19 protein-coding genes and 1 tRNA gene are annotated in these 23660 nt (G+C 70.8%); 18 read left to right on the forward strand and 2 right to left on the reverse strand.

What is annotated here, in order from left to right:
• Positions 1–122: 122 nt before the first annotated feature.
• The gene (locus CcI156_RS02600; RefSeq protein WP_076804195.1) at positions 123–554 is read right to left on the reverse strand and encodes an SsgA family sporulation/cell division regulator; all 432 of its coding nucleotides are present in this window, start codon (positions 552–554) and stop codon (positions 123–125) included.
• A gap of 444 nt (positions 555–998) precedes the next feature.
• On the opposite strand from CcI156_RS02600, the gene CcI156_RS02605 reads away from it, so the two are divergent.
• Positions 999–1070 (forward strand) — tRNA-Val (locus tag CcI156_RS02605).
• 1343 nt (positions 1071–2413) lie between these two features.
• Entirely contained in the window at positions 2414–2992 is a 579-nt protein-coding gene (locus CcI156_RS02610) for an HIT domain-containing protein (RefSeq protein WP_011435802.1), read from the forward strand.
• A gap of 212 nt (positions 2993–3204) precedes the next feature.
• On the opposite strand, the gene CcI156_RS02615 is transcribed toward CcI156_RS02610, so the two are convergent.
• A complete protein-coding gene (locus CcI156_RS02615) occupies positions 3205–5373 on the reverse strand; it encodes an elongation factor G-like protein EF-G2 (protein WP_076804196.1) in 2169 nt (722 codons plus the stop codon).
• A gap of 181 nt (positions 5374–5554) precedes the next feature.
• On the opposite strand from CcI156_RS02615, the gene pgsA reads away from it, so the two are divergent.
• From pgsA to CcI156_RS02695, 16 genes are all read left to right on the forward strand, one after another.
• Positions 5555–6268 carry a phosphatidylinositol phosphate synthase gene (gene pgsA, locus CcI156_RS02620; RefSeq protein WP_023840942.1) on the forward strand — a complete coding sequence of 238 codons (714 nt, stop codon included), beginning with the start codon at positions 5555–5557 and terminating at the stop codon, positions 6266–6268.
• A gap of 35 nt (positions 6269–6303) precedes the next feature.
• Positions 6304–7200 (forward strand): phosphatidylinositol mannoside acyltransferase, encoded by an 897-nt coding sequence (locus tag CcI156_RS02625; protein WP_076804197.1) that lies wholly within the window; start codon positions 6304–6306, stop codon positions 7198–7200.
• A 7-nt stretch (positions 7201–7207) separates the two neighbouring features.
• Entirely contained in the window at positions 7208–8374 is a 1167-nt protein-coding gene (locus CcI156_RS02630) for a glycosyltransferase family 4 protein (protein WP_076804198.1), read from the forward strand.
• A 54-nt stretch (positions 8375–8428) separates the two neighbouring features.
• The gene (locus CcI156_RS02635; protein WP_023840944.1) at positions 8429–8983 is read left to right on the forward strand and encodes a hypothetical protein; all 555 of its coding nucleotides are present in this window, start codon (positions 8429–8431) and stop codon (positions 8981–8983) included.
• Positions 8984–9132: 149 nt separating this feature from the next.
• Complete coding sequence (pdxS, locus tag CcI156_RS02640; protein ID WP_076804199.1) at positions 9133–10065, forward strand: pyridoxal 5'-phosphate synthase lyase subunit PdxS; 933 nt, start codon at positions 9133–9135, stop codon at positions 10063–10065.
• Positions 10062–10661: a pyridoxal 5'-phosphate synthase glutaminase subunit PdxT gene (gene pdxT, locus CcI156_RS02645; protein ID WP_011435809.1), complete on the forward strand. Its 600-nt coding sequence runs from the start codon at positions 10062–10064 to the stop codon at positions 10659–10661. Before pdxS ends, pdxT begins: the two co-directional genes overlap by 4 nt.
• 22 nt (positions 10662–10683) lie before the next feature.
• Complete coding sequence (locus CcI156_RS02650; protein ID WP_011435810.1) at positions 10684–11439, forward strand: YebC/PmpR family DNA-binding transcriptional regulator; 756 nt, start codon at positions 10684–10686, stop codon at positions 11437–11439.
• Between the two features lie 103 nt (positions 11440–11542).
• Positions 11543–12061 carry a crossover junction endodeoxyribonuclease RuvC gene (gene ruvC / locus CcI156_RS02655; RefSeq protein ID WP_011435811.1) on the forward strand — a complete coding sequence of 173 codons (519 nt, stop codon included), beginning with the start codon at positions 11543–11545 and terminating at the stop codon, positions 12059–12061.
• Complete coding sequence (ruvA, locus tag CcI156_RS02660) at positions 12058–12801, forward strand: Holliday junction branch migration protein RuvA (protein ID WP_076804266.1); 744 nt, start codon at positions 12058–12060, stop codon at positions 12799–12801. Before ruvC ends, ruvA begins: the two co-directional genes overlap by 4 nt.
• A gap of 114 nt (positions 12802–12915) precedes the next feature.
• Positions 12916–13962: a Holliday junction branch migration DNA helicase RuvB gene (ruvB, locus tag CcI156_RS02665; protein ID WP_076804200.1), complete on the forward strand. Its 1047-nt coding sequence runs from the start codon at positions 12916–12918 to the stop codon at positions 13960–13962.
• A 185-nt stretch (positions 13963–14147) separates the two neighbouring features.
• On the forward strand, positions 14148–14615 hold the full coding sequence (yajC, locus tag CcI156_RS02670; protein ID WP_011435814.1) for a preprotein translocase subunit YajC: 468 nt from the start codon (positions 14148–14150) through the stop codon (positions 14613–14615).
• Positions 14616–14762: 147 nt separating this feature from the next.
• A complete protein-coding gene (gene secD, locus CcI156_RS02675; RefSeq protein WP_076804201.1) occupies positions 14763–16586 on the forward strand; it encodes a protein translocase subunit SecD in 1824 nt (607 codons plus the stop codon).
• Position 16587: 1 nt separating this feature from the next.
• A complete protein-coding gene (gene secF, locus CcI156_RS02680; protein ID WP_076804202.1) occupies positions 16588–17784 on the forward strand; it encodes a protein translocase subunit SecF in 1197 nt (398 codons plus the stop codon).
• 141 nt (positions 17785–17925) lie between these two features.
• Entirely contained in the window at positions 17926–18492 is a 567-nt protein-coding gene (locus tag CcI156_RS02685) for an adenine phosphoribosyltransferase (RefSeq protein ID WP_011435817.1), read from the forward strand.
• Positions 18493–18574: 82 nt separating this feature from the next.
• The gene (locus CcI156_RS02690) at positions 18575–21178 is read left to right on the forward strand and encodes a bifunctional (p)ppGpp synthetase/guanosine-3',5'-bis(diphosphate) 3'-pyrophosphohydrolase (RefSeq protein WP_076804203.1); all 2604 of its coding nucleotides are present in this window, start codon (positions 18575–18577) and stop codon (positions 21176–21178) included.
• Between the two features lie 22 nt (positions 21179–21200).
• Positions 21201–23444 carry a bifunctional (p)ppGpp synthetase/guanosine-3',5'-bis(diphosphate) 3'-pyrophosphohydrolase gene (locus tag CcI156_RS02695; protein WP_011435819.1) on the forward strand — a complete coding sequence of 748 codons (2244 nt, stop codon included), beginning with the start codon at positions 21201–21203 and terminating at the stop codon, positions 23442–23444.
• Positions 23445–23660: the final 216 nt, after the last annotated feature.

Raw genomic sequence — 23660 nt, forward strand, 5'->3', positions numbered from 1 at the left:
GACTGGTCTGTGTGTGACCGGGTGGAAGCTACCTCGGATGCAGGTGGGGAAGGGCCTCCCCTGGTCGCAAAATGCCCGCACCGGCTTGCCGGGATYGGACAGCGGTCCCGACCCCGGTGAGATCACCGCTCGGGGCCGCCCCAGATGAGGAGGGCGAGTTCGGCGTCAAGATCGATGATGTCGCTCTCCCCGCCGAGGGGGACGGCTGAATACGTCCGCCGTAGGAAGGCCAGCACCTCGGACCGCGGCATCTCGAACAGTGCATGCCCGGACGGGCTGGACAGGGACAGGCAGACGATCCGTCCCCCGGACTGGGCGGCAGGCCACACCTGCACGTCGCCATCCCCGGCAGGTCGGCGCACACCGTCGCTGAGGAGCTGGYGCGCGAATGTCCACTCCACGACCTCGTCCGCACCGGTGCRGAAGCCGATGCTGATCGCGTACGGATCGGCCGGCTCGTACCGGACGGTGGCGGCGACCGGCACGGGCGCCCCGCCGGGAACGACAAGGCGGAGGGCGAGTTCTGCGGTGATTGAATCGTGACGAATAGTCATCGGGCGGCCTCTCATGGTGCGATGGTGCGGGCGAGCACCCGTGTAACGGGATAGTTCCCTCTCCGAGTCCCGTTGGAAACAAGATTATGCCAAGACAACATCCGTTACGGTAGTTCGGGCGAGTTGCCTGGCCCGGAAGGGTGAACCTGCTWCGAGTGATCATGGTTCGGTCGACTATCGGACGGATCTTCTACTTATATCCTATAGATGATTACTGTCCGTAGCGTCCGAACGTCCCCGAGCGCCAGGTCATCCCGCCAAGGCCGTTCCCCCGTGAGCCTTCCCCATCGGGACCCTTCCCAACCACGGCCAGTCGCGGCGAACCTGACCCAGTCCGGCCACCGGACAGGACGGTGGACATCGCCCCATCCGTCCGTCGACCCCCCGCTGCCGCCCCCCTTCGTCGGCCCGTATCCCCGGCGTGTAGGGTGGTCCCACCGGCAAGGGCGTATAGCTCAGTGGTAGAGCGCTGCCTTCACACGGCAGAGGTCCGTGGTTCGAAACCACGTACGCCCACGCGATTGGGCTTGCCATGCTCCGCTCCCGGGCCGGGAGCTTGTTGTGCTCCCATGAGATATCTGTCCGATGGATGATCTTCGCGCCCCCCGCGATGCGGCGTTTTTCCTGGTCCGGGTGGGTTTGTCGGTGCCTGGGAGGGGCTACTCCAAACGGGTGGTGCAGCTCGGCGGTGTCCTCTCCCGCCGGCGGGACTCGGCACGTTTCCCCCGGTGGCAGGCCGTCTCGGTCCCGTCCGAGGTCTGCCCGGGTGTGCCCCCGGCCCTCGCGGCGTGCTGTGGCTCGAAGGGTGGTCGGAGCTGTCCGCCCCCGGTGGGGCGCCTGCCTCGGGGAGTGGTGCGAAATATCCCCGATTGGCCGGTTTCTGGGTGTCTGGGCTGCGACGTCGTGGGYTGGCGACGAATCGACATCTACCCCCACTTTGGTGGGGACATCGCCGATGGAGGCGGATCCCGGAGGGGGTCCCGGCCGATGCTCCAGCCCGGGAGACAGTGTGGGCGACGAGCGCGTCGATACCTCGACCCGGGGTCGGCTCCGAGCCTCGTTCTTCACGGAAAGTGACGTCCAAGCCCGCGTCGCCGTGCCCCTGGGTGCATCGCGCGAGCCGCCACCGCGATGCGTCGCGGCCCTTGGGAGCGGGCCTGTCCACCTTTCGGGCGCATGCTGTTGATTCGTGGTGCCCGTGGAGTTCCGCGTGCTGGAGATGGTCGCCGCCGTGCGTCGCCGTGGAACGATTCCGGTGGTCGTTGATATACCGGTTGGTCCATGGTTGATCGGCATCGTTGTGCGTCCCGCCCCTTTCCGCAGGTCACTGGTTTGCGAGCGGGGTCCACGCCGGGTCCGATTGGCGTTTTCCCCCATGAAGGTGCCGCTGACGCTGTACAGATCGGCTTAACGTCCGCTAAGCTGGTCGGGCAGGGCGTAACGGRCTCGGGCTGTCGCAAGGTTGTCGTGATGGCTTCTCGCGGGGTTGCGCCGGGAGGGCTCCTCTCGGTCGCGGACCTCTCGTGCGCATCATCCGCGCGTCAGATCCAGGGCGCCGTGGTTCGAAACCGATTACGTCACTTGAGGGGGACTGGCGGCGACCCCCCCACGCCGTCAGTCTCCCTCTTCATGCGCCGGACCGCACCCGCACGCGAGCCTCCTCGCCTACCGGGGGCGTCTCTCGTCGCTCAGATCCTGATAAATTGACGAGATGATATTGCTCCCCCCCGGGGAGCTCGTCCCGGGGAGGCGGTGCCCTTGCTGACGGCCGAGCAGGTTCCGGTGTCCATGGCCCGCTCGATGGGCGCTGCCTGCGTGTTCACTCGGCTCGGCCGGGGCGGCGTCGTGGCGGTCGCCCCGTGACGGCCGAGCTCTCACCCGAGGGGGTTCCCCTGGAGGAGCAGGCGGGGGTCGGCGGTCCGGATGCTTTCCAGCGGCTCTACACCCCGCATCGCATGGCTTATATCAGGGGTGAGGGCCGCTCCCGTGACGATGAATGCCCATTCTGCTCCATTGTCGGGATGTCCGACGAGGACGGCCTCGTGGTTGCCCGGGGTAAAAGCGTCTACGCGGTCCTCAACCTGTACCCCTACAATGCCGGACACCTTCTCGTCGTGCCCTATCGCCACGTCGCGGACTACGCCGACATGGACCCCGAAGAGATCGTCGAGATGGCATTCTTCGTTCAGCACGCGCTCCGTGCGCTGCGGGCCGCCAGCGGGGCCCACGGGTTCAACACCGGCATGAACCTGGGGGATGTCGCCGGCGCCGGGATCGCCTCGCACGTGCATCAGCACGTGGTGCCGCGGTGGGGCGGTGACACGAACTTCATGCCCGTGGTGGGCGCGACCAGGGTGCTGCCCGCCCTGCTCGGGCAGACCAGGCAGATGCTCGCCCAGGCCTGGGCGCAGACCGCGTCCGACGAGCAGGGCGGATAGCGCCGGGCCCGGTGGAGGCCGCAGCCGGGTCGGGGCGCCCCCGTCGGGGCTGCCCGCCGCACCGGGTCCCGCCCGGCGTCCTGCCCGGTGCGGCGGGTGTGCGGTCACGGATGTCTCCCGTCGGCGATCCTTCCTGAGTTGGGCCGAAGGTTGCCAGTCGTCCGCCTTTCCCGCTTTATGTCCGATTCCTGCTTTATGCCGATTTTTTCGCTTCACGCCGACAGGGCATCCCCAAGCTGTGGTGGCATCGGCTCGTAGCCGCGATGGTTCCGCGTGAAGCTACCCGTGCCGTGGCTCAAGGATCGTAGTTCAATCGCATATCTGATCATTTCGCTCGCAGGGACCTCTGCGTGAATGACCGCCCGGGGGGTGGCCCTGGGCCTGCCAGGGATGGGTTCCATCCCGACGACCCGTCCTCGGCGAGTGGACAGGTCGYCCATCACGGCCCCGACGTACTCGTCGGGTACCAGGACGTCAACGGCCAGGATCGGCTCGAGCACGACGACGCCGGCGGCCCGGGCCGCGTCCTTGAGCGCCAGTGCGCCGGCGATCTGAAAGGCCATGTCCGAGGAGTCGACGCTGTGYGCCTTGCCGTCAACGAGGCGGACCCGTAGATCAACCATGGGATGGCCGGTGYGGACGCCCTGCGCCATCTGCGCCCGGACGCCCTTCTCCACCGACGGGATGAAGGCCCGGGGAACCGCGCCGCCGACCACCTCATCGACGAACTCGAAGCCCCCGCCCGCCGGGAGCGGTTCGACCTCGATCTGGCATACCGCGAACTGACCGTGCCCACCGGACTGCTTGACCTGACGGCCGAGTCCGCGTGCCGGGGCACGCAGTGTCTCCCGCAGCGGGATCCGGGGCGCGATCCGGTCCACCGCGGCGCCGTAGCGCTGGGCGAGCCGTTCCAGGACCGCGTCGCTGTGGGCCTCGCCCATGCACCACAGGACGAGTTGGGCGGTCTCGGGGTTCTGCTCGATCCGTAGCGTCGGGTCCTCCACGGCCAGCCGGCCGAGTGCGGTCGACAGCCTGTCCTCGTCCGCGCGGCTTCGGGCACTGATCRCGACGGGGAGCTGCGGTTCGGGCATCGACCATGCGGGCAGGTAGCGCGGGTCGTCGCGATCGGAGAGGGTGTCGCCGGTCTCGGCGGTGCTGAGCTTCGTCACCACGCAGATGCCGCCGGCCGGGCACTCGCCCACCGTGTGCAGAACCGAGCCGTACGGCCGGGAGAGYGCCCCGACCTGCTCGTCGTCGTCGTGGTCGGCGTGCCTGGCCGTGGCTCTGCCGTGCCCGCTGACGTGCACCGCATCGTCGGGATGCAGCGTGCCGGAGAACACCCGAATCACCGACATCCGGCCCACGTAAGGGTCCGTGGTCGTCTTCACGACCTCGGCCACGAGCGGCCCGGCCGGATCACCGTGGCTCTGCTCGCAGGGGGAGCCGTCAGGGCGGCTCACCGGCGGCAGGAGATGCTCCCGCGGCGAGGGGAACCCCTGCACGAACAGGTCCAGCAGCTCGACGGAGCCGAAACCGCCGGCCCGATCGACGCCCCGATCGCTCCCTGCACCGGCGCCCGGACCCGAGGTCGAACCCGGAAGCAGACCGGCCGGCAACACCGGGAAGAACGTCCCGCGGGCGACCGCGGTCTCCAGATCGCCGAGCAGGAGCTTGGTGTCGGGCTCATCACCGGACAGGTACCGGTCGAGGAGGGCCTCGTCCTCGCTCTCAGCGATGATCCCCTCGACCAGGGCGGCGCGGGCGGAGGCGTACCGGCCGGTGAGGTCGGCCGGGGTGGCGAGTTCCCGGCAGCCGCCGTCCGGGTACTCCCGCACCCGCCCGGACAGCAGATCCACCAGCCGCATCGAGGCGCCGGCCTCCCGCTCGGGCAGGTAGGCCGGCAGCACAYCGGCCCCGAAGGCCCGTTGGCAGCCCTCGACGGCCGCCGCGAAATCGGCCCGGGGATGGTCGAGATGGGTGAGCACGATCGCGCGGGGCATGCCGACCCCGGCGCACTCCGCCCACACCATGCCGGTCGCGCCATCCACCCCGTCGATCGCGCTGACGACGAACAGAGCGGCGTCGGCGGCCCGCAGGCCCGCCCGCAGCTCGCCCACGAAGTCGGGATAGCCCGGGGTGTCCAGAAGATTGATCGTGAGCCCGCGATGACTGACCGAACACAGGGTGAGGCTGACCGACCGTGCCGGGCGACGCTCGGGATCGGCATGGCCGACGTAGCTGGTCTGGGCGGTCTGACGGTCGCCGTTCTGGCGGTCCGGCGGCCCGGCGGTGGCGAGTAGACGGTCCACCAGAGCCGTCTTGCCCGCGCCGGTGTGGCCTACCAGGACGACGTTGCGCACATCGCACGAGGCTGATGACATCCTCGCCTCCTTGACTGGGAGGTAACGGCCTGTTCGGTAACGGCAGAGTCCTCCCCTGTTACCTGGGACACAAGCCCGAGGGCGGCCGTGGTCGGGAATGCGCGGATCGTGGCGGCTGTACTGTGAAGACCGCCCGAAGTCGGGCGCACGCGGGACGACCACGCGGGACGACGGGACGGACRTGCTCGCTAGCAAGGCACGACCGCAGATCCAGAAGTTGCTCGACCCGGTGAGCCAGTGGGCCGCCCGGTCGTCGGTGTCGCCGGATGTCGTGACGATCATCGGCATGGTCGGGGTCGCGGGCGGGGCTCTGGGGTTCTTCACCCGCGGGGTGTTCTTCCTCGGCACCGTGGTAGTCACGCTGTTCGTCTTCTCGGACCTGATCGACGGGGTCATCGCCCGCGCCCGCGGCATCTCCTCCAAGTGGGGGGCCTTTCTCGACTCCACGTCCGACCGGGTCGGCGACGGCGCGATCTTCGGATCGCTCGTCCTCTGGTACGCCGGCGACGGCGATTCCCTGCCGTTGGCGGGTGCGGCCCTGATCTGCCTGGTCGCCGGGTCGATCACCTCGTACGTCAAGGCCCGCGCCGAGGGACTCGGCTTCACCTGTGACGTGGGGTTCGCCGAACGGGGCGAGCGGTTGCTGATCCTGCTGGTCGCCGCCGGGCTGTACGGCCTCGGGGTGCCCTACCTCCTGCCCGCGGCGCTGTGGTTCCTCGTCGGTGCCACCACGCTGACGGTCGTCCAGCGGGTCGTCCACGTCTACCGGCAGTGGTACCGTGCGGGGGACCCTCCCTCCCCGTTGACGTCAAGGGCGGCCCCGACCACCGCGTCCCGGACCACGGCTGCGTCCCGGAGCGCGACCACCTTCGGCCCCGGCCGCAACGGCCGCTGAGCGGTCATCGAGACGACCCGACGAAGAGYCGAGCGTTGACGACGGGCGTGCGGGCGACGGCGGCTGGGCGGGCGGCGGCAGCCGGGCGGTTCACCGACCTCGCCTACGCGCTGGGCTGGCGCGGCGTCCGGCTGCTCCCGCAGCCCGTGGCCGCCGCGGCGTTCCGGTTCGGCGCCGACCTGGYCTACCGCCGCGACGGGCGGGGGGTGCGCCGGCTGCGGTCGAATCTCGCCCGGGTGGCGCCGCCGGGAACCGATCTGGACCGGTTGACCCGGGCGGCGATGCGCTCCTACGCGCGGTACTGGCTGGAGGTGTTCCGCTTCCGAGAGATCGGTCTGGACCGTGTCGTCGGCCGGCTGCGGCTGCTGGACCAGTATCGGTTGTGGGATGCGCACGCCCGCGGGAAAGGGACCATCGTGGCGCTGCCGCACATGGGCAACTGGGAGCAGGCGGGCGCCTGGCTGGTGGCGAATGGCGTGCCGTTCACGACCGTCGCCGAACGCCTGCGGCCGGAGGCGCTCTTCGAGCGGTTCTTGGCCTTCCGCTCGGAACTCGGCATGGAGGTCGTCCCGCTGACCGGCGGGCAGGCTCCTCCGTTCGACCTGCTCACCGAGCGCCTGCTGGCCGGGGGGATGCTCTGCCTGCTCGCGGACCGGGATCTCTCCCGTGGCGGGATCCCGGTGAGGTTCTTCGGCGCCACGGCCACCATGCCCGGCGGGCCCGCGGCGCTCGCGTTGCGCACCGGAGCGGCGCTGCTGCCCGCCACGCTCTGGTTCGACCATGACGGGTGGAGCGGGCGGATCCATCCCGCCGTCGAGCCGAGCGACATCCCGACGATGACGCAGGGACTCGCGGACGCCTTCGCCGCCGGCGTTGCCGCGCACCCCGCGGACTGGCACATGCTCCAGCGGATCTGGCGCGACGACGGATGACGCCGCCGTGAAGATCGGTCTGGCCTGCCCCTATGCCTGGGACGTACCGGGCGGGGTCCRGGCGCACGTGCGTGACCTCGCCGAGACCCTGATCGCCGCCGGTCACGAGGTGTCCGTCATCACCCCGGTGGACGACGAACGGACCCTGCCGCCCTACGCGGTGGACGCGGGTCGGGCGTTACCGCTGCCCTACAACGGCTCCGTCGCCCGGCTCCTGATGGGCCCGGTCTCGGCCGCCCGGGTCCGCCGTTGGCTGCGTGAGCACGACTTCGATGTCCTGCACGCCMACGAACCGACCGCGCCCAGCGTCAGCCTCCTGGCCTGCATGCTGGCCGATGGACCGATCGTCGCCACCTTCCACACCGCCAACCCCCGGTCGCGGTTCCTCACCGCGGCCCAGGGCGCGCTGCAGCCGTCGTTCGAGAAGCTGCGGGCTCGGATCGCGGTCTCCGAGGCGGCCCGGCGCACCCTCGTCGAGCATCTGGGCGCCGACGCCATCCTGATCCCGAACGGGGTGGCGGTGCAGAACTTCGCCGGCGCCCGGCCCCTGCCCGACTACGACGACGGGCGGCCCACCGTCGTGTTCCTCGGGCGTATCGACGAGCCGCGCAAGGGCCTTGACGTGCTGCTCGCCGCCCTGCCTGCGCTCGCCGCCGAGATCGACGGTGTCCGGCTGCTGGTGGCGGGGCCCGGTGACGGGGCGGCGGTGCGGGCCCGGCTGGAGCCCACCCTGCGCTCGCGGGTCGACCTCGTCGGCATGGTCTCCGACGCTGACAAGCCCCGGGTTTTCGCCTCCGGGCAGGTCTACTGCGCCCCGAACACCGGTCAGGAGAGCTTCGGGATCGTGCTGCTCGAGGCGATGGCGACCGGGACCCCGGTGGTGGCCAGCGACATCGACGCCTTCCGCCGGGTCCTCGATGACGGGCGCGCCGGCAGGCTGTTCGACGTCGGCGATCCCGCGCGGCTGGCCGCGACCCTGGCCCAGGTGCTGCGTGATCCCGCCGGCGCCGCGCGGCTGGTGGAACGCRGTCGCGCCGTCGTCACCGCCTACGACTGGCGGGCCATCGCCGAGCGGATCGTCGGGGTGTACCAGATGGTCTCCGGGGACATGCGGGTGTCGGTCGCGACGGCGACGCGGTTGCCGGTCCGGGGCGACGCGAGGAGTGGTAACTGACCTGCCCCGGTACCAGAGCCACGTCACATTCGGCCGTTGGTTACGCTGCGCGGGATGACCGTCGTCGTGGTGGTGGTCGCCTTGGTGGTGGCGATCGCGACCTATCTGACCTGGCTGGCCACTCGGCTCGACCGACTCGCGGCCCGGGTCGCGGACGCCCGCGGTGGGCTGGTGGCGCACCTGGTCGCCCGCGCCGACGCCGCGCGCGAGCTGGCCCTGCGATGTGAGCTGGCCGAGCTGGGCGAGAGCGTGGCCCGGGCCCGAACGGCCTATCCGGACCTGCTCGCCGGGGGGGCGTTGGACGCCGCGGTCGAGCAGAGCGAGAATGCCCTGAGCCGGGCGTTACGGTCCGCCGAGGTCGCCGCGGCCGGCCAGCACCACCCCGCCGAGCTGCATGCGGTCGACTCCTGCGCGGCCCGGGTCGCGCTCGCCCGGCAGTTCCACAACGACGCGGTCCGCGACCTGCGGGCACTCGCCGGTCGACGCGTGGTGCGGATGGCGCACCTGGCCGGCCGCCGGCCGCCGGCCAGCTACTTCGAGATCGACGACGCCCTGCCGATCCGTGGCGAGGGCGTCCCTCGCGACGACCTGCCGGGGCTGGCCTCCTGATGGCCCGGCCGGTCGCGAGATCGCCGTACCATGGAAAACCGACCCACCCGTACGGGAACCATCCGGTGGGGTAGCCGACATGCAGGTGCCAGACATGCCGGTACCCAGCGGCCCTGGCGACCCGACCCAGTGAAAAGAGACGGCACATCATGTCCGAGGGCCAGACTGCCCCCGCCGCCGGCCCGGCGACCGACTCCGCCCGGCATGCCGGTACCGCCCGCGTCAAGCGCGGCATGGCGGAGATGCTCAAGGGCGGTGTGATCATGGATGTGGTCACCGCCGAGCAGGCCCGCATCGCCGAGGACGCCGGCGCCGTCGCGGTGATGGCGCTGGAGCGGGTTCCCGCCGACATCCGGGCGCAGGGTGGGGTGGCGCGGATGAGTGATCCCGACATGATCTCGGAGATCATCGAGGCGGTCTCCATCCCGGTCATGGCCAAGGCCCGGATCGGGCATTTCGTCGAGGCACAGGTGCTGCAGGCGCTCGGGGTGGACTACGTCGACGAGTCCGAGGTTCTCACGCCTGCCGACCCGCACCACCACATCGACAAGTGGCGCTTCACGGTGCCGTTCGTCTGCGGAGCCACCAACCTGGGGGAGGCGCTGCGCCGGATCRCCGAGGGCGCGGCGATGATCCGTTCCAAGGGTGAGGCGGGCACCGGCGAGGTGTCCAACGCCGTGGTGCACATGCGTACCATCCGGGCGGAGATCGCCCGGCTGTCGGGGCTGCCCGCCGAGGAGCTCTACGCGGCGGCCAAGGAGCTGCGCGCCCCGGTCGAGCTGGTCGCCGAGGTGGCCCGGCTCGGTCGGCTGCCCGTCGTGCTGTTCACCGCCGGCGGTATCGCCACCCCGGCGGACGCGGCGCTGATGATGCAGCTCGGCGCGGACGGGGTGTTCGTCGGGTCCGGGATCTTCAAGTCCGGGGACCCGGCGCGCCGCGCTCGGGCCATCGTCGAGGCGACCACCATGTTCAAGGACCCCGACGTTCTGGTGAAGGTCTCCCGGGGCCTTGGCGAGGCGATGGTGGGCATCAACGTCACCGAGCTTYCCCCGGAAGCCCGCTACGCCGACCGCGGCTGGTGAGTGGCCCGCGGATCGGCATCCTCGCGTTGCAGGGGGATGTGCGCGAGCACGCCCGGGCGCTCACCGAGGCCGGCGCGCGGCCGGTGGCGGTGCGCCACGCGGTGGAGCTCGCCGAGGTCGACGGGCTCGTCCTGCCCGGAGGTGAATCCACCACGATCGGCCGGTTGCTGCGCGTGTTCGAGCTGTTGGAGCCGTTGCGGGCGGCGGTGGCCGCGGGGTTGCCCGTGTTCGGTTCATGTGCTGGCATGATCCTGCTTGCGCGGGACGTCGTGGGCGGTCGGCCGGATCAACCACTGATCGGCGGACTGGACATCGTCGTCCGGCGTAACGCCTTCGGCCGGCAGGTGGACTCGTTCGAGGCACACCTCGAGGTCGTCGGGGTGGCGGGGCCACCTGTGCACGCGGTCTTCATCCGGGCACCATGGGTAGAAAAGGCAGGAGACGCGGTCGAGGTCCTGGCCCGTGTCGCCGAGGCGCCGGTGACGGTCCGCCAAGGACCGCTGCTGGCCACCGCGTTCCATCCGGAGCTGACCGGTGATGCCCGGGTGCACCGGCTATTCGTCGACAGCGTCCGATCGTCCGGGTCCGGTCGATGATCGGGCGCAAGAGAGGCAGGTCATGAGCGGCCACTCCAAGTGGGCGACCACCAAGCACAAGAAGGCGGTCATCGATGCCCGCCGGGGCAAGCTGTTCGCCAAACTGATCAAGACGGTCGAGGTGGCGGCCAAGACGGGCGGCGGAGACCCCGCGGGCAACCCGACGCTCGCCGACGCCATCGCCAAGGCGAAGTCGCAGTCCGTGCCGAACGACAACATCGAACGGGCCGTCAAGCGGGGTTCCGGCGAGCTCGCCGGTGGGGTGAACTACGAGGACATCACCTATGAGGCGTACGGCCCGGGCGGGGTGGCGATCCTCGTGGAGTGCCTGACCGACAACCGTAACCGGGCGGCGTCGGATGTCCGGGTGGCGATCACCCGTAACGGCGGCACGGTGGCCGACCCGGGGTCGGTGTCGTACCTGTTCAACCGCAAGGGTGTCGTGCTTATCGAGAAGACCGCCGGCCTCACCGAGGACGACGTACTGCTCGCTGTGCTCGACGCCGGCGCGGAGGAGGTCAACGACGTCGGGGAGGCCTTCGAGGTGGTCTCCGAGGCGACCGATCTGCACGCCGTGCGGGTGGCCGCCACCGATGCCGGCCTGGCGGTCACCTCCGCGGACATCTCCTGGCTGCCGAGTGTGAGCGTGTCGCTGGAGGCCGAACCCGCCGCCAAGGTCCTCAAGCTCATCGAGGCGGTCGAGGATCTCGATGACGTCCAGAACGTCTGGTTCAATGCCGACATCTCCGATGACGTGATGGAGCTCGTCGGCAGCTGATCGTCCTCTCGGGCGATCTGTTGGGCGTGTCGTGGATGTCCGGTTGTGCCGCCGCCCCTAGAATCGAACGAATGTTCTTGTGAACGTGCGGTCGGGAGGGTGGATGCGGGTGCTGGGGGTCGATCCGGGGCTGACCCGGTGTGGCCTGGGGGTCGTCGACGGTGGCCTCGGCATCCGGGCCCACCTGGTCGAGGTGGGGGTGGTGCGCACCCCCGCCACCGCCGAGGTCGCCGAACGGTTGTGCGCCGTGTCCGATGGCATCGACGCCTGGCTCGATCGCACCCGCCCGGAGGCGGTCGCGGTCGAGAAGGTCTTCAGCCAGGCGAACATGCGTACCGTGATGGGCACCGCGCAGGCCGGGGCGGTCGCCATCGTGCTGGCCGCCCGGCGAGGCCTGCCGGTGGGTCTCTACACGCCCAGTGAGGTGAAGGCCGCGGTGACCGGCAGCGGCCGGGCGGACAAAGCGCAGGTCAGTTTTATGATCACCAGATTGCTCGGGCTGACCGAGGCGCCACGCCCGGCCGACGCGGCGGACGCCCTCGCGTTGGCGCTCTGCCACCTGTGGCGTGGGCCGGCGCTGGCCCGGTTCCGTTCCGCCGCGCCGGGCGGACCCACCCGATGATCGCGTCGTTGGCCGGCACGGTCACCGCGCTGACCCCGCTGTCCGCCGTCATCGAGGTCGGCGGGGTGGGCCTGCTCGTCCACTGCTCGCCGTCGACGCTGTCGCGGCTGCGGGTGGGGGAGTCCGCCTCCCTCGCCACCACCCTGATCGTGCGCGAGACCGAGCTGACCCTCTACGGCTTCGCCGACGCCGATGCGCGCGACGTCTTCGAGATCCTGCAGAGCGCGGCCGGGGTCGGGCCCAAGCTCGCCCAGGCCGTGCTCGGGGTGCACGATCCCGACACGGTGCGCCGCGCCGTCGCCGAGGAGGATCTCGCGGTGCTGACGAAGGTCCCCGGTATCGGGCGCAAGGGCGCGCAGCGCATCGTCCTGGACCTGCGGGACCGGCTCGGTCCGCCGGGTGACGGTGCGCCGCTRCCCGGCCCGCGCCTGACGTCGGGACCGGAACCGATGCCGGCCGATGCCGTCGGGGTCGCGGCGACCGTGCGGGAGGCGCTGGTGGGCCTGGGCTACTCGGGTCGTGAGGCCGACGCCGCCGTGTCCCGGGCGCTCGTGGTCCTGGCCGCGCCCGTCGGCGAGGGCGCCGCAGCCGGTRGCGAGCAGGCCGCCCCGGGCAAGGGAGACGTCCCGGGAAAGGAAGGCGCCCCGGGTTCCCGGGCCGGGGCCGACTCGGGAACCGGCGGCGCTCCGCCCGACACCGCGACCCTGCTGCGCGCGAGTCTTGCCGTGCTACGCAGGTGAGGGCCGTTATGACGCCGCCATGCGGCGCGCGACCGCGTCGGGCGGTGGTCAGCCGGGGCGGCGGTCGGTCGGAGCGGGGGTACGTCGAGGGGCGGGGGTACGCGGAGGTGGGACATGAGTGACGACGGCCTGGTGTCCGCCGCGGCGAGTCCCGAGGAGCGCGCCTTCGAGGCCGGGCTGCGTCCGCGCACCCTGGCCGAGTTCGTCGGCCAGCGTAAGGTGCGCGAGCAGCTCACAATCATGCTCGAGGGGGCGCGGGCGCGTGGTCGCCCGCCGGACCACGTCCTGCTGTCGGGCCCGCCCGGTCTGGGCAAGACCAGCCTTGCGATGATCATGGCGCAGGAGCTCGAGGTTCCGTTGCGGATGAYCAGTGGGCCGGCGATCGAACGCGCCGGGGATCTCGTCGCGATCCTCACTGCCCTCTCCCCGGGAGAGGTCCTGTTCCTCGACGAGATTCACCGGATCGCCCGGCCAGCCGAGGAACTGCTCTACGCCGCGATGGAGGACTTCCGGGTTGACGTCATCCTGGGCAAGGGCCCGGGCGCGACCGCGATCCCCCTCGACGTGTCGCCATTCACGCTGGTCGGGGCTACCACCCGGTCGGGCCTGCTGACCGGCCCGCTGCGGGATCGGTTCGGGTTCACCGCCCATCTGGACTTCTACGACGCCGACGAGCTCGCCCGGGTGCTGACTCGCTCGGCCGGCCTGCTGGGGGTCACCCTCACCGCCGAGGGAGCCGCCGAGGTCGCTGGCCGGTCGCGTGGTACGCCCCGCATCGCCAACCGGTTGCTGCGCCGGGTGCGCGACTACGCGGAGGTGCGGGCCGACGGCGTGGTCACCCGCGAGATCGCCCAGGCGGCGCTGCGGATCTACGACGTCGACGGGCTCGGACTGGACCGTCTCGACCGGGCCGTGCTGGAGGCGCTGGTCACCCGGTTCGGCGGCGGTCCRGTCGGGCTCACCACGCTCGCCGTGTCGGTCGGGGAGGAACCGGAGACGGTGGAGGACGTGGCCGAGCCGTTCCTGCTGCGTGCCGGCCTGCTGATCCGTACCGCCCGGGGCCGGATGGCCACTCCCGCCGCCTTCGAGCACCTCGGTCTGGACCCCGTCACCGATCCGCTCGGTCGTACCCAGGTCTCGCTGTTCACCGAGGGAGAATGACTGTGAGAGGGTCGGTCGGCCGGGGAGTAGTCACTGAAGGTGATTACTCCGTCCGGGATGAGTCGTCCCCGTAGCATCGGCCATTCCGGCCGGAGGAGGTCCTGTGTGCCGGGCACAACCGCCCTGCCCACCACAGGCATCCGATCGATACGTACGATCGCCGCAACACATCAGGAGGGCAGGACGTGCACGTACTCGTGGCAGCTTCGGTGGCGGCCGGCAAGGACGGGGGCAGTTCGATCAGCGGGCTTCTGTTCCCGCTGATCCTCATCCTGGTGATCGTCTACTTCTTCTCGATGCAGCGGCGCCGCGCCAAGGCGCAACAGCAGCAGATATCGCGGATCGTTCCCGGTACCCTGGTGATGACCACCGCTGGTCTCTACGCCACGGTCGTCGAGATGGAGGACGGCGACCTCCTGCTGGAGGTTGCGCCCGATGTCGTCTGCCGCTTCTCGCGCAGCGCGGTCGCTCGGGTGATCAGTACGCCCGGCGGAGCCGGGGACGGCGGGGAGTCCTCCGGGGAACCCCGGTCACACGACGACGGTTCCGACGGCCCCGGTGGCGCCGAGGCGTCGCATCCCGGCGGTGGCCTCCCCGGTGGGGACGGCGGCACGGGCGGTGAAACGACACACCCGCCCCGCAAGGAGCTGTGATCGCCGGTCACCTGACCGAGCACTACCGTTCGKGGAGCGGAACGCACCCTCGGTGACATTCGTTCGGATACTTTGGGCACCGCCGGTCCGGGCAGCGGCGAGACGAACGAGCGCCGGCACACCGGCGCGTGAGGAAGGGACTCGCAGGTGGCACGCGGCTCGGCACGGGTACCCAGGGGGATCTCCGTCTGGACCCGGCTGGGGATCCTCGGCGGTCTGATCGTCGTCCTCTACGGCCTCATGGCCGCTACCGGAAACTGGAAGCCCCGGCTCGGGCTCGACCTGCAGGGCGGGACGAGCGTCATCCTCACGCCTCGTGCCACGCAGGGAAACAACGTCGACAGTGGTGCCGTCAACCAGGCCGTCGACATCATCCGGCAGCGCGTTGACGGCTTGGGCGTCGCCGAGTCCGAGGTTCATCGTACCGRCAACCAGATCGAGATCTCGGTGCCCGGCCGCGGCCGCAACGACGTCGTGGATCTGGTCGGGCAGACCGCTGAACTGCGTTTCCGTGAGGTCGCCACGTCCGGCCAGGCCACCCCGGTGCCCACCCCCACTGGGGCGGCCTCCGCACCCACGCCGGGTGCGACGGGCCAGCCGGCCCCGACGGCCGGCCAGAGCACGCCGAGCATCGCGCCGTCATCCCCGGCACCCGCCGCGTCGAACAAACCGGCCGCGCTCGGTGACGGCACGGGCCGCGGCCTGATCGCCCAGCCGGTGTCGCTGACCGCCGCGGGCACACCCGCGGTGGGCGCGGCCTCGGCTTCTCCGGTGGCCTCGGCTTCTCCGGCCCCGGCCCCCGCGCCGGCGGCGACCGGGTCGACCGGGTCGACCGGGGACAGCCCGCCTGCCGACGTGTTCGCTCGCTACGAGTCGCTGACGTGCGCAGCGGCCGACGTCCGCAAAGCCTCGGTCAGCACCGACCGCCCGCAGGACTGGACCGCCGCCTGTGACCGGACCGGGACGACGAAGTACCTGCTCAAGCCGGCCACGGTGGTCGGGACGGATGTGAAGACCGCCTCCGCGGGCCTGCAGGGCGGCGGCGGGACCACGGGCATCACCACCGGGCAGTGGGTCGTGAACGTCGAGTTCACCGGTCCGGGCCAGAACAAGTTCACCAAGCTGACCGAGAGCACGATCGGCAAGCAGGTTGCGATCGTGCTCGACGGGGTGGTGCAGTCCGCGCCGCAGACCAACGAGCGCATCCCCGGATCGGCCCAGATCTCCGGCGGCTTCAGCCAGTCCGACGCCGAGGACCTCGCCAACGTGCTGCGCTACGGTGYCCTTCCCCTGGCCTTCGAGCGCTCCCAGRCCGAGTCCATCTCGCCGACCCTCGGTCGTGACTCGCTGCACGGCGGACTGCTCGCCGGCGCCATCGGACTCGTTCTCGTCATCGCCTACTCCTTCCTGTACTACCGGGCGCTGGGCATGGTCGTGATCATCTCCCTCGCCGTCAGCGGTCTGCTGATCTACGCCTCGGTGGTGCTGCTCGGCGTGGCGATCGGGTTCACGCTGACCCTGGCCGGCATCGCCGGCCTGATCGTGTCGATCGGTGTCACGGCGGACTCGTTCGTGGTCTACTTCGAACGGATCAAAGACGAGGTCCGGGCCGGTCGCACGGTCCGGGCGGCCACGGATCGTGCCTGGCCCGCCGCGCGGCGCACGATGCTCTCCGCGGACACGGTTTCCTTCCTGGCCGCCGCGGTCCTCTACATCCTGTCGATCGGCTCGGTGCGCGGCTTCGCCTTTACGCTCGGGCTGTCGACGTTGAGCGATGTCGTGATCATGTTTATCTTCACCCGGCCGTTGGTGACGTTGCTGGTGCGGCGCAGACTGTTCTCGGTCAGCCGGTACTCGGGCCTGAGTCCGAAGACCCTCGGCGGGCGTGGCGGTGGCGTGGCGCCGGCCGCTTCCACCCGGGCGCGACTGGCCAAGCGGCCGGCGCCGACCGGGCAGAGGCGGGAGAGCTGAGATGGCACTGGTCGGGCGGATCTACCGCAGCGACTTCAACGTCGACTTCGTCGGCCGGCGCAAGGCCTGGTATGCCGTCTCCGGCGTCGTGGTCGCCGTCTGCATCATCAGCATGATCTTCCGTGGCTTCACCTTCGGTATCGAGTTCTCCGGTGGCGCGGTCTTCCAGCTACCCAGCGGTGGCGGTACCGTCGCGCAGGTCGAGGACACGCTGTCCGGCATCGGGCTCGACCCGGCGGACAGTGTGGTCCAGCAACTGGAGACCTCCCACCAGTTCCGGATCCAGACGCCGACCCTCTCCGACGCCCAGACCCGTGAGCTGACCGGCGCGTTGGCCAAGCGCTTCTCGGTGTCGAACCCGGACCGCGACATCRCCGTGTCGACCGTCGGCTCGTCCTGGGGATCGACGATCACGAACAAGGCCCTCCAGGGCCTGGCCGTCTTCCTCGTGCTCGTCGTGATCTACCTCTCGGTACGGTTCGAGTGGAGGATGGCGCTCGCGGCGATGGCMGCTCTTGTTYACGACCTCGTCGTCACCATGGGTGTCTACTCGCTGGTAGGTTTCGAGGTGACGCCGTCGACGGTCATCGCCGTGCTGACGATCCTCGGATTCTCCCTGTACGACACGGTGGTGGTGTTCGACCGGGTGCGGGAGAACACCGCGGGCATGGGCACGTCGACGCGGCGGACCTACGCGGAGGCGACGAACGACGCGCTCAACGAGACGTTGGTGYGTTCACTGAACACCTCCCTCATCGCCCTCATCCCGGTCGCATCCCTCCTCTTCGTCGGCGCCGGTCTGCTCGGTGCCGGCACGCTGAAGGACCTCGCGCTCGCCCAGTTCGTCGGTATCGCCTCCGGTACATACTCCTCCCTGTTCTTTGCCACGCCGCTGCTCGTCGACCTCAAGCGCGGCGATCCCGCCGTGCGGGCGCTGGATGCGCGGGTCGCCCGTGAGCGCGCCAGGCGGGTCCGGRCCGCCGCGGGTGTGCCGGGCACGGCTGTTCCCGCCGGCGCGGCGGTCGATCCGGCCGGYTGGGGTGAGGACGCTCCCGTCTCCGGCGCGCGTGAACCGGTTCCGGCCGGGGCGAACCTGGGCGGTGCCGCCCGACGACCGTCGGGCGCGCCCCCTGCCCGGCGCGCCGCGGGGCGCAAACCCGGGCGGCGCGGACGGCCGAGCGGTAAGAAACGCCGGTGAGCCAGGTCGCCGGCCGCGCGGATCTGGGCGGGGCTCCGATCGGGTGGCCGCGGATCTCCGGACGATCTTGATGTCGGGACGATCCTGATGTCCGGGCAACCCTGAAGTCCAGACGACCCTGAAGGTGGGAGAAGCGGCACGATGACGAGCATCGACGACGCACCGCAGCGGTCCGCCGCGCACGACGCGGTCGCCGAGGTCCTGCGTGGCCACATCCGCGACATTCCCGACTGGCCGCAGCCAGGGGTCGTGTTCAAAGACATCACCCCGCTGCTCGCGACGCCGACCGCCTTCGGGGTGGTCATCGGTGCGCTGGCGGACGCGGCCCGGGCGCTGGGGGCCACCACGATCGCCGGCATCGAGGCGCGGGGCTTCCTGCTAGCCGCGCCGGTCGCGGACCGRCTGGGCACCGGCCTCGTGCCGATCCGTAAGCAGGGCAAGCTGCCGGGGCCGACCCGAAGCGCCTCCTACGACCTGGAGTACGGCGCCGCCACGATCGAGATCCACGCCGACGCGGTGCACGACGGCGACCGGGTCCTGCTCGTTGACGACGTGTTGGCCACCGGTGGCACCGCGGCCGCCGCACACAGCCTGCTCGCGGCTGGTGGCGGGGAGGTCGTGGGGCTGGCGGTCCTCATGGAGCTGTCCTTCCTACCGGGCCGTGATCGGGTCGCGCCGCTCGATGTCGTCTCCCTTCTGACGATTTGACCTCGCCCGGGCGAGGTCCGCGGAAGGCTTCTGACCAGTGCGGCGTTAGGCTCGGTGTCTAGTCCTTACGCAGGAGCGGTCCGTGCCCGAGGCAGCGCCGGTGACCACCGGAGTTTCGCAGCCCGCCGTCACTCCCTTCCGGGAGCCCCGGCCGGTGGGCGATGCCGCGCGGGCCACCGCCGGATCGGCGGCGCGTGAGTCGGCAGTCCACGGGCCGGCAGTCCACGGGCCGGCAGTCCACGGGCCGGCACAGCCGCCGGCTGCGGATGGTGGCGACGTCCGCGGGCAGGAGCCGCCGGGTGGATCCCCGGGGGGGTCCGAGCTGGTCACCGCGGTCGGCATGGGACGGCGTCCCGAGGACGGTTCCCCGGTCGTCCCCCGGTTGGGGCACGAGTCGCCGCCGCTGCCGCGTCGGGTACGCGGTCGGCTCTCCCGCCTTGCGACGCACCGGGCGACGCCTCCCTCGGCTCTCGACCCGGTGCTGCGTGGGCTGCTCGCGAACCACCCGCGCGCCGACATCGCCCAGGTGCAGCAGGCGTTCGAGGTCGCCGACGCCGCGCACGCCGGCCAGGTGCGCTTCTCCGGCCACCCGTACATCACTCATCCGATCGCGGTCGCGAGCATCCTCGCCGATCTGGGGATGGACACCGCGACGCTGTCCGCGGCGTTGCTGCACGACACCCTCGAGGAGACGACGCTTACCGTCGATGCAATCCGGGACACCTTCGGTGACCATATCGCGCTCATCGTCGACGCGGTCAGCAAGCTCAACCGGGTCAAGGTCGGCGAGGCGGCCCAGGCGGAGACCATCCGCCGGATGGTCGTCGCGATGGCCCGCGACCCACGCGCGCTGGTGGTCAAGCTCGCCGACCGCCTGCACAACATGCGTACCCTGCGCTTTCTGCCCGAGCACAAGCAGGAACGCAAGGCTCGGGAGACGCTCGAGGTCTACGCCCCGCTCGCCCACCGGCTCGGCATGAACTCGTTGAAGTGGGAGCTGGAGGACCTCTCGTTCGCCGCGTTGTATCCGAAACGGTACGACGAGATCGTCCGGCTGGTCGCTGACCGGGCCCCGAGCCGGGACGTCTATCTGGCCGAGGTGATCGGGCAGGTACAGGTCGGCCTGCGGGACGCGCGGATCAAGGCGGTCGTCTCCGGGCGGCCGAAGCACTATTACTCGATCTACCAGAAGATGGTGGTGCGCGGCCGTTCCTTCGACGACATCTATGATCTGGTCGGCATCCGCGTCCTGGTCGACTCGGTCCGGGACTGCTATGCCACGCTGGGTACCGTGCACGCGACCTGGAAGCCGATTCCCGGCCGGTTCAAGGACTACATCGCGATGCCCAAGTTCAACATGTACCAGTCCTTGCACACGACGGTCATCGGTCCCGAGGGCAAACCGGTCGAGCTGCAGATCCGCACGCACGCGATGCACAACCGGGCCGAGTACGGCATTGCCGCGCACTGGAAGTACAAGGAGGACGGGGTTGCGGCCCGGCCCTCGGCGGGGACCCCGGAGGGCGGGCGGGCCGGTCGGCGCAAGGGCGGACCCGATGCGGACCTCATGACCTGGCTGCGTCAGGTGCTCGACTGGCAGCGGGAGACCGCGGACCCGGGAGAGTTCCTCGACAGCCTGCGGTTCGCCGCCGAGACCGACGAGGTTTTCGTCTTCACCCCCAAGGGCGACGTCATCCCGCTGCCTGCCGGGTCGACCTCGGTGGACTTCGCTTACGCGGTGCACACCGACATCGGCCACCAGTGCGTCGGGGCCCGGATCAACGGCCGTCTCGCGGCCCTGGACACCCCGCTGGACAACGGCGACGCGGTCGAGATCTTCACCTCGCGGGCCCATTCGGCCGGCCCGAGCGAGGACTGGTTGATGTTCGTCCGTTCGTCGCGGGCCAGGACGAAGATCCGCCAGTGGCACGCCCGTGGGCGCCGGGAGGACGCGATCGTCGCCGGCCGCGACGCGATCGGCCGCGCGATGCGCCGCCACGGCCTGCCGCTGTCCCGCCTGATGAGCGGGGACGCGCTGTTGAACCTGGCCAAGGACCTGCGCTACGCCGACGTGGCCGCCCTCTACGCGGCCGTGGGGGAGAACCACGTCAGCGCCCAGTTGGTGGTCTCGCGGCTGCTCGTGGCCCTCGGCGGTCCGGAGGGGGCCGAGGAGGACGCGGGTGAGACCGAGCTGCCGATCCGCACGCTGCGTCGCTCGACCGGGGAGGCGGGGGTGCTCGTCACCGGTGCTCCCGACGTGTGGACGAAGCTCGCCCGCTGCTGCACCCCCATGCCCGGCGACGAGATCGCCGGTTTCRTCACCCGGGGCAAGGGCGTGTCGGTCCACCGGACGGACTGCTCCAACCTGTCGGGGCTGCGCGGCGGGCCGCACGACCGCACGGTCCAGGTCGAGTGGGCGCCGTCGTCGGGCTCGGTGTTCCTCGTCGTGATCCAGGTCGAGGCGATGGACCRTACCAAACTACTTTCGGATGTCACCCGGGTACTGTCCGACCGGCACGTGAACATCCTGTCGGCGTCGGTGGCCACCACACGGGATCAGGTGGCGGTCAGCCGCTTCACGTTCGAGATGGGAGACGCCAAGCATCTCCGGCACATCCTGAGTGCGGTGCGTGCCATCGAGGGCGTATACGGCTGTTTCCGCGTTACCTCKGGCGTACAGGTCTAACGGGTCGAATCAGGGGGGTGCCGTGGATGCTGAGACCGTGGGTGCGGGTCTGCCGGCCGGCGGCGGTCTGACCCCCGCGCTGTCCCGGGCCGACGGCGGTGCCGACGAGGCCTCCCGGGCCCTGTCGGCGGCCCGGCAGGCGAGCGTGCGTCTCGCCCACCTGGCCCGGCGGATGGCGACACCGCGGATGTCCCAGGTGCCGCCGGAGCTGCGTGACATCGTCGAGGCGCATCGCGACTATCATCCGCGCGCCGACATCGGCCTGCTGGTGCACGCCTACGGCGTCGCCGAGCGGCTGCACGCCGGTCAGATGCGGCGCAGCGGGGATCCGTACATCAGCCATCCCCTCGCCGTCACCGAGGTCCTCGCGGAGCTGGGGGTGGACACGACTACCCTGATCGCTGCCCTGCTGCATGACACGGTCGAGGACACCGGGTACACCCTCGACTCCGTCACCCAGGAGTTCGGCGCGGAGGTGGCCAACCTCGTCGACGGTGTCACCAAGCTGGACAAGATGCGGTTCGGGGAGGCCGCGGAGGCCGAGACGCTGCGCAAGCTGATCGTGGCCTTGGCCCGGGACTACCGAGTACTGGTCATCAAGATCGCGGACCGGTTGCACAACATGCGCACGCTCGCCTTCATGTCCCCTCCCAAACAGGTGAAGATCTCCCGGGTCACGCTCGAGGTCCTGGCCCCGCTGGCCCACCGGCTCGGCGTCAGTGTGATCAAGCGAGAGCTGGAGGACCGGGCGTTCGCCGTGCTCCATCCCGCCGAGCACGCCCGGATTGCCGCCACGGTGGACGAGTTCACCGCCGCTGAGCGCGCGGCCGGAACCGTCGCGGCGCTGGTGGCACGGTTGCGAGCCGGGCTCGCGGGGGCTCGCATCGACGGCGCCGTCTCCATCCGGGTCAGCCACCTGTTCTCGATCTACAAGCGGGCTCAGGAGCGCAACCGGCCCGTCCAGGACTACACCGACCTCGTCCGCGTCCTCGTGCTCGTTGACGAGGTGACGGACTGTTACGCGGCGCTGGGTGTCATCCACGCCCTGTGGCGACCGGTGCCCGGCAGGCTGCGCGACTTCGTGGCTACCCCGAAGTTCAACATGTACCAGTCCCTGCACACGACGGTGACCGACGGCGCCGGCCGCTCCCTCGACATCCAGATCAGGACGCCGTCGATGCACCGGCTGGCCGAGACCGGGATCGTCGCCCGACCGGTCGGCCCCGGCGCGGACGGCGCCCGCCTGGAGGGCCTGTCCTGGTTGCACAGCTTGCTGGACTGGCAGGAGGAGGTCGACTCGGACGAGTTCCTCGAGTCGCTGTCCTCAGACCTGGATGCCGACGAGGTGCTGGCGTTCACGCCCAAGGGCAGGATGCTCGCACTGCCGGCCCGGTCCTCCCCGGTGGACGTCGCCTACGCCGTGCACACCGACATCGGGCACCGGGCGATCGGCGCCCGGGTCAACGGTCGGCTCGTCCCGTTGCATACCCGGCTGCGCAACGGCGACGTCGTCGAGATCCTGACCTCCAACCTCCCCGGCGCGGGACCGTCGGAGGACTGGTTGCACTTCGTCAGGACCTCCCGGGCCCGGGTACGTATCCGGCGCCGGCTGGCCCGGCAGCGCAGGGACACCGCCGCCGGGGCGGCCGAGCCGGGCGTCACGACCACCCGGTCCGGGAGCGGCGGCGGGGCGCGGACCGCCGGCGGCGCGGACGGCGCCTCGTCGGGCCTGCCGTCGCCGACCCGTCCGATCGCCCGGCGTGGGATGCCCAGCCTCGCGGCCGTGGCAGACGACGGGGTGGGTGGTCGGGTGCCGGCGAGGCTGGCGCGATGTTGCCTTCCGCTGCCCGGAGACGTGGTCGTCGGCTTCGCGACGCACGGCAGCACCGTGTCTCTGCACCGCCGGGAGTGCATGAACGCCACCGAGGCGGGGTCGGACCGCGAGCGCGTCGCGGTGGCGACCTGGTCGGCACCACAGGCGCAGATTTTTCCCGCGGAGATCGCCGTCGAGGCGTTCGACCGCTACGGGCTGCTCGCGGACATCACCGAGGTGCTCTCGGAGATCTCGGCGTCCGTCCGCGCGGCCTCGACGACCACATCCGATGATCGGGTCGCGCATGCGCGTTTCACGATCGAGGTCACCGGGCCGGAGCAACTGGACAAGGTGCTCGGCGCCGTGCGCGGCGTCGGCGGTGTCTACGACTGCTACCGCGTGTGCCAGACCCAGGGGTCGTCGGCTCACGGCGCGCCCGCCGGGGACGGGTGAAGCCAGCGCAGGGCGGCGGTGGCACCGACCCGGGCGGGGGACCGCGGCAGCGGTAGGACCAACCGGTGGGTGAGACCAGGCTGGTTACGGGAGCAGGCCGGTCTTCTCCGGCCGGCGTGGGGTGCTGTCTCTTGCGCCCAGCGTGGCCTTTCCGCGCCGGAATGTACCCTCCCGATCAACCGGCGGTAAACGGCTTGCGACTGAACCGCCCATTCC

The sequence above is a fragment of the Frankia sp. CcI156 genome (assembly GCF_001983015.1).
Classification (GTDB): Bacteria; Actinomycetota; Actinomycetes; order Frankiales; family Frankiaceae; genus Frankia; species Frankia casuarinae.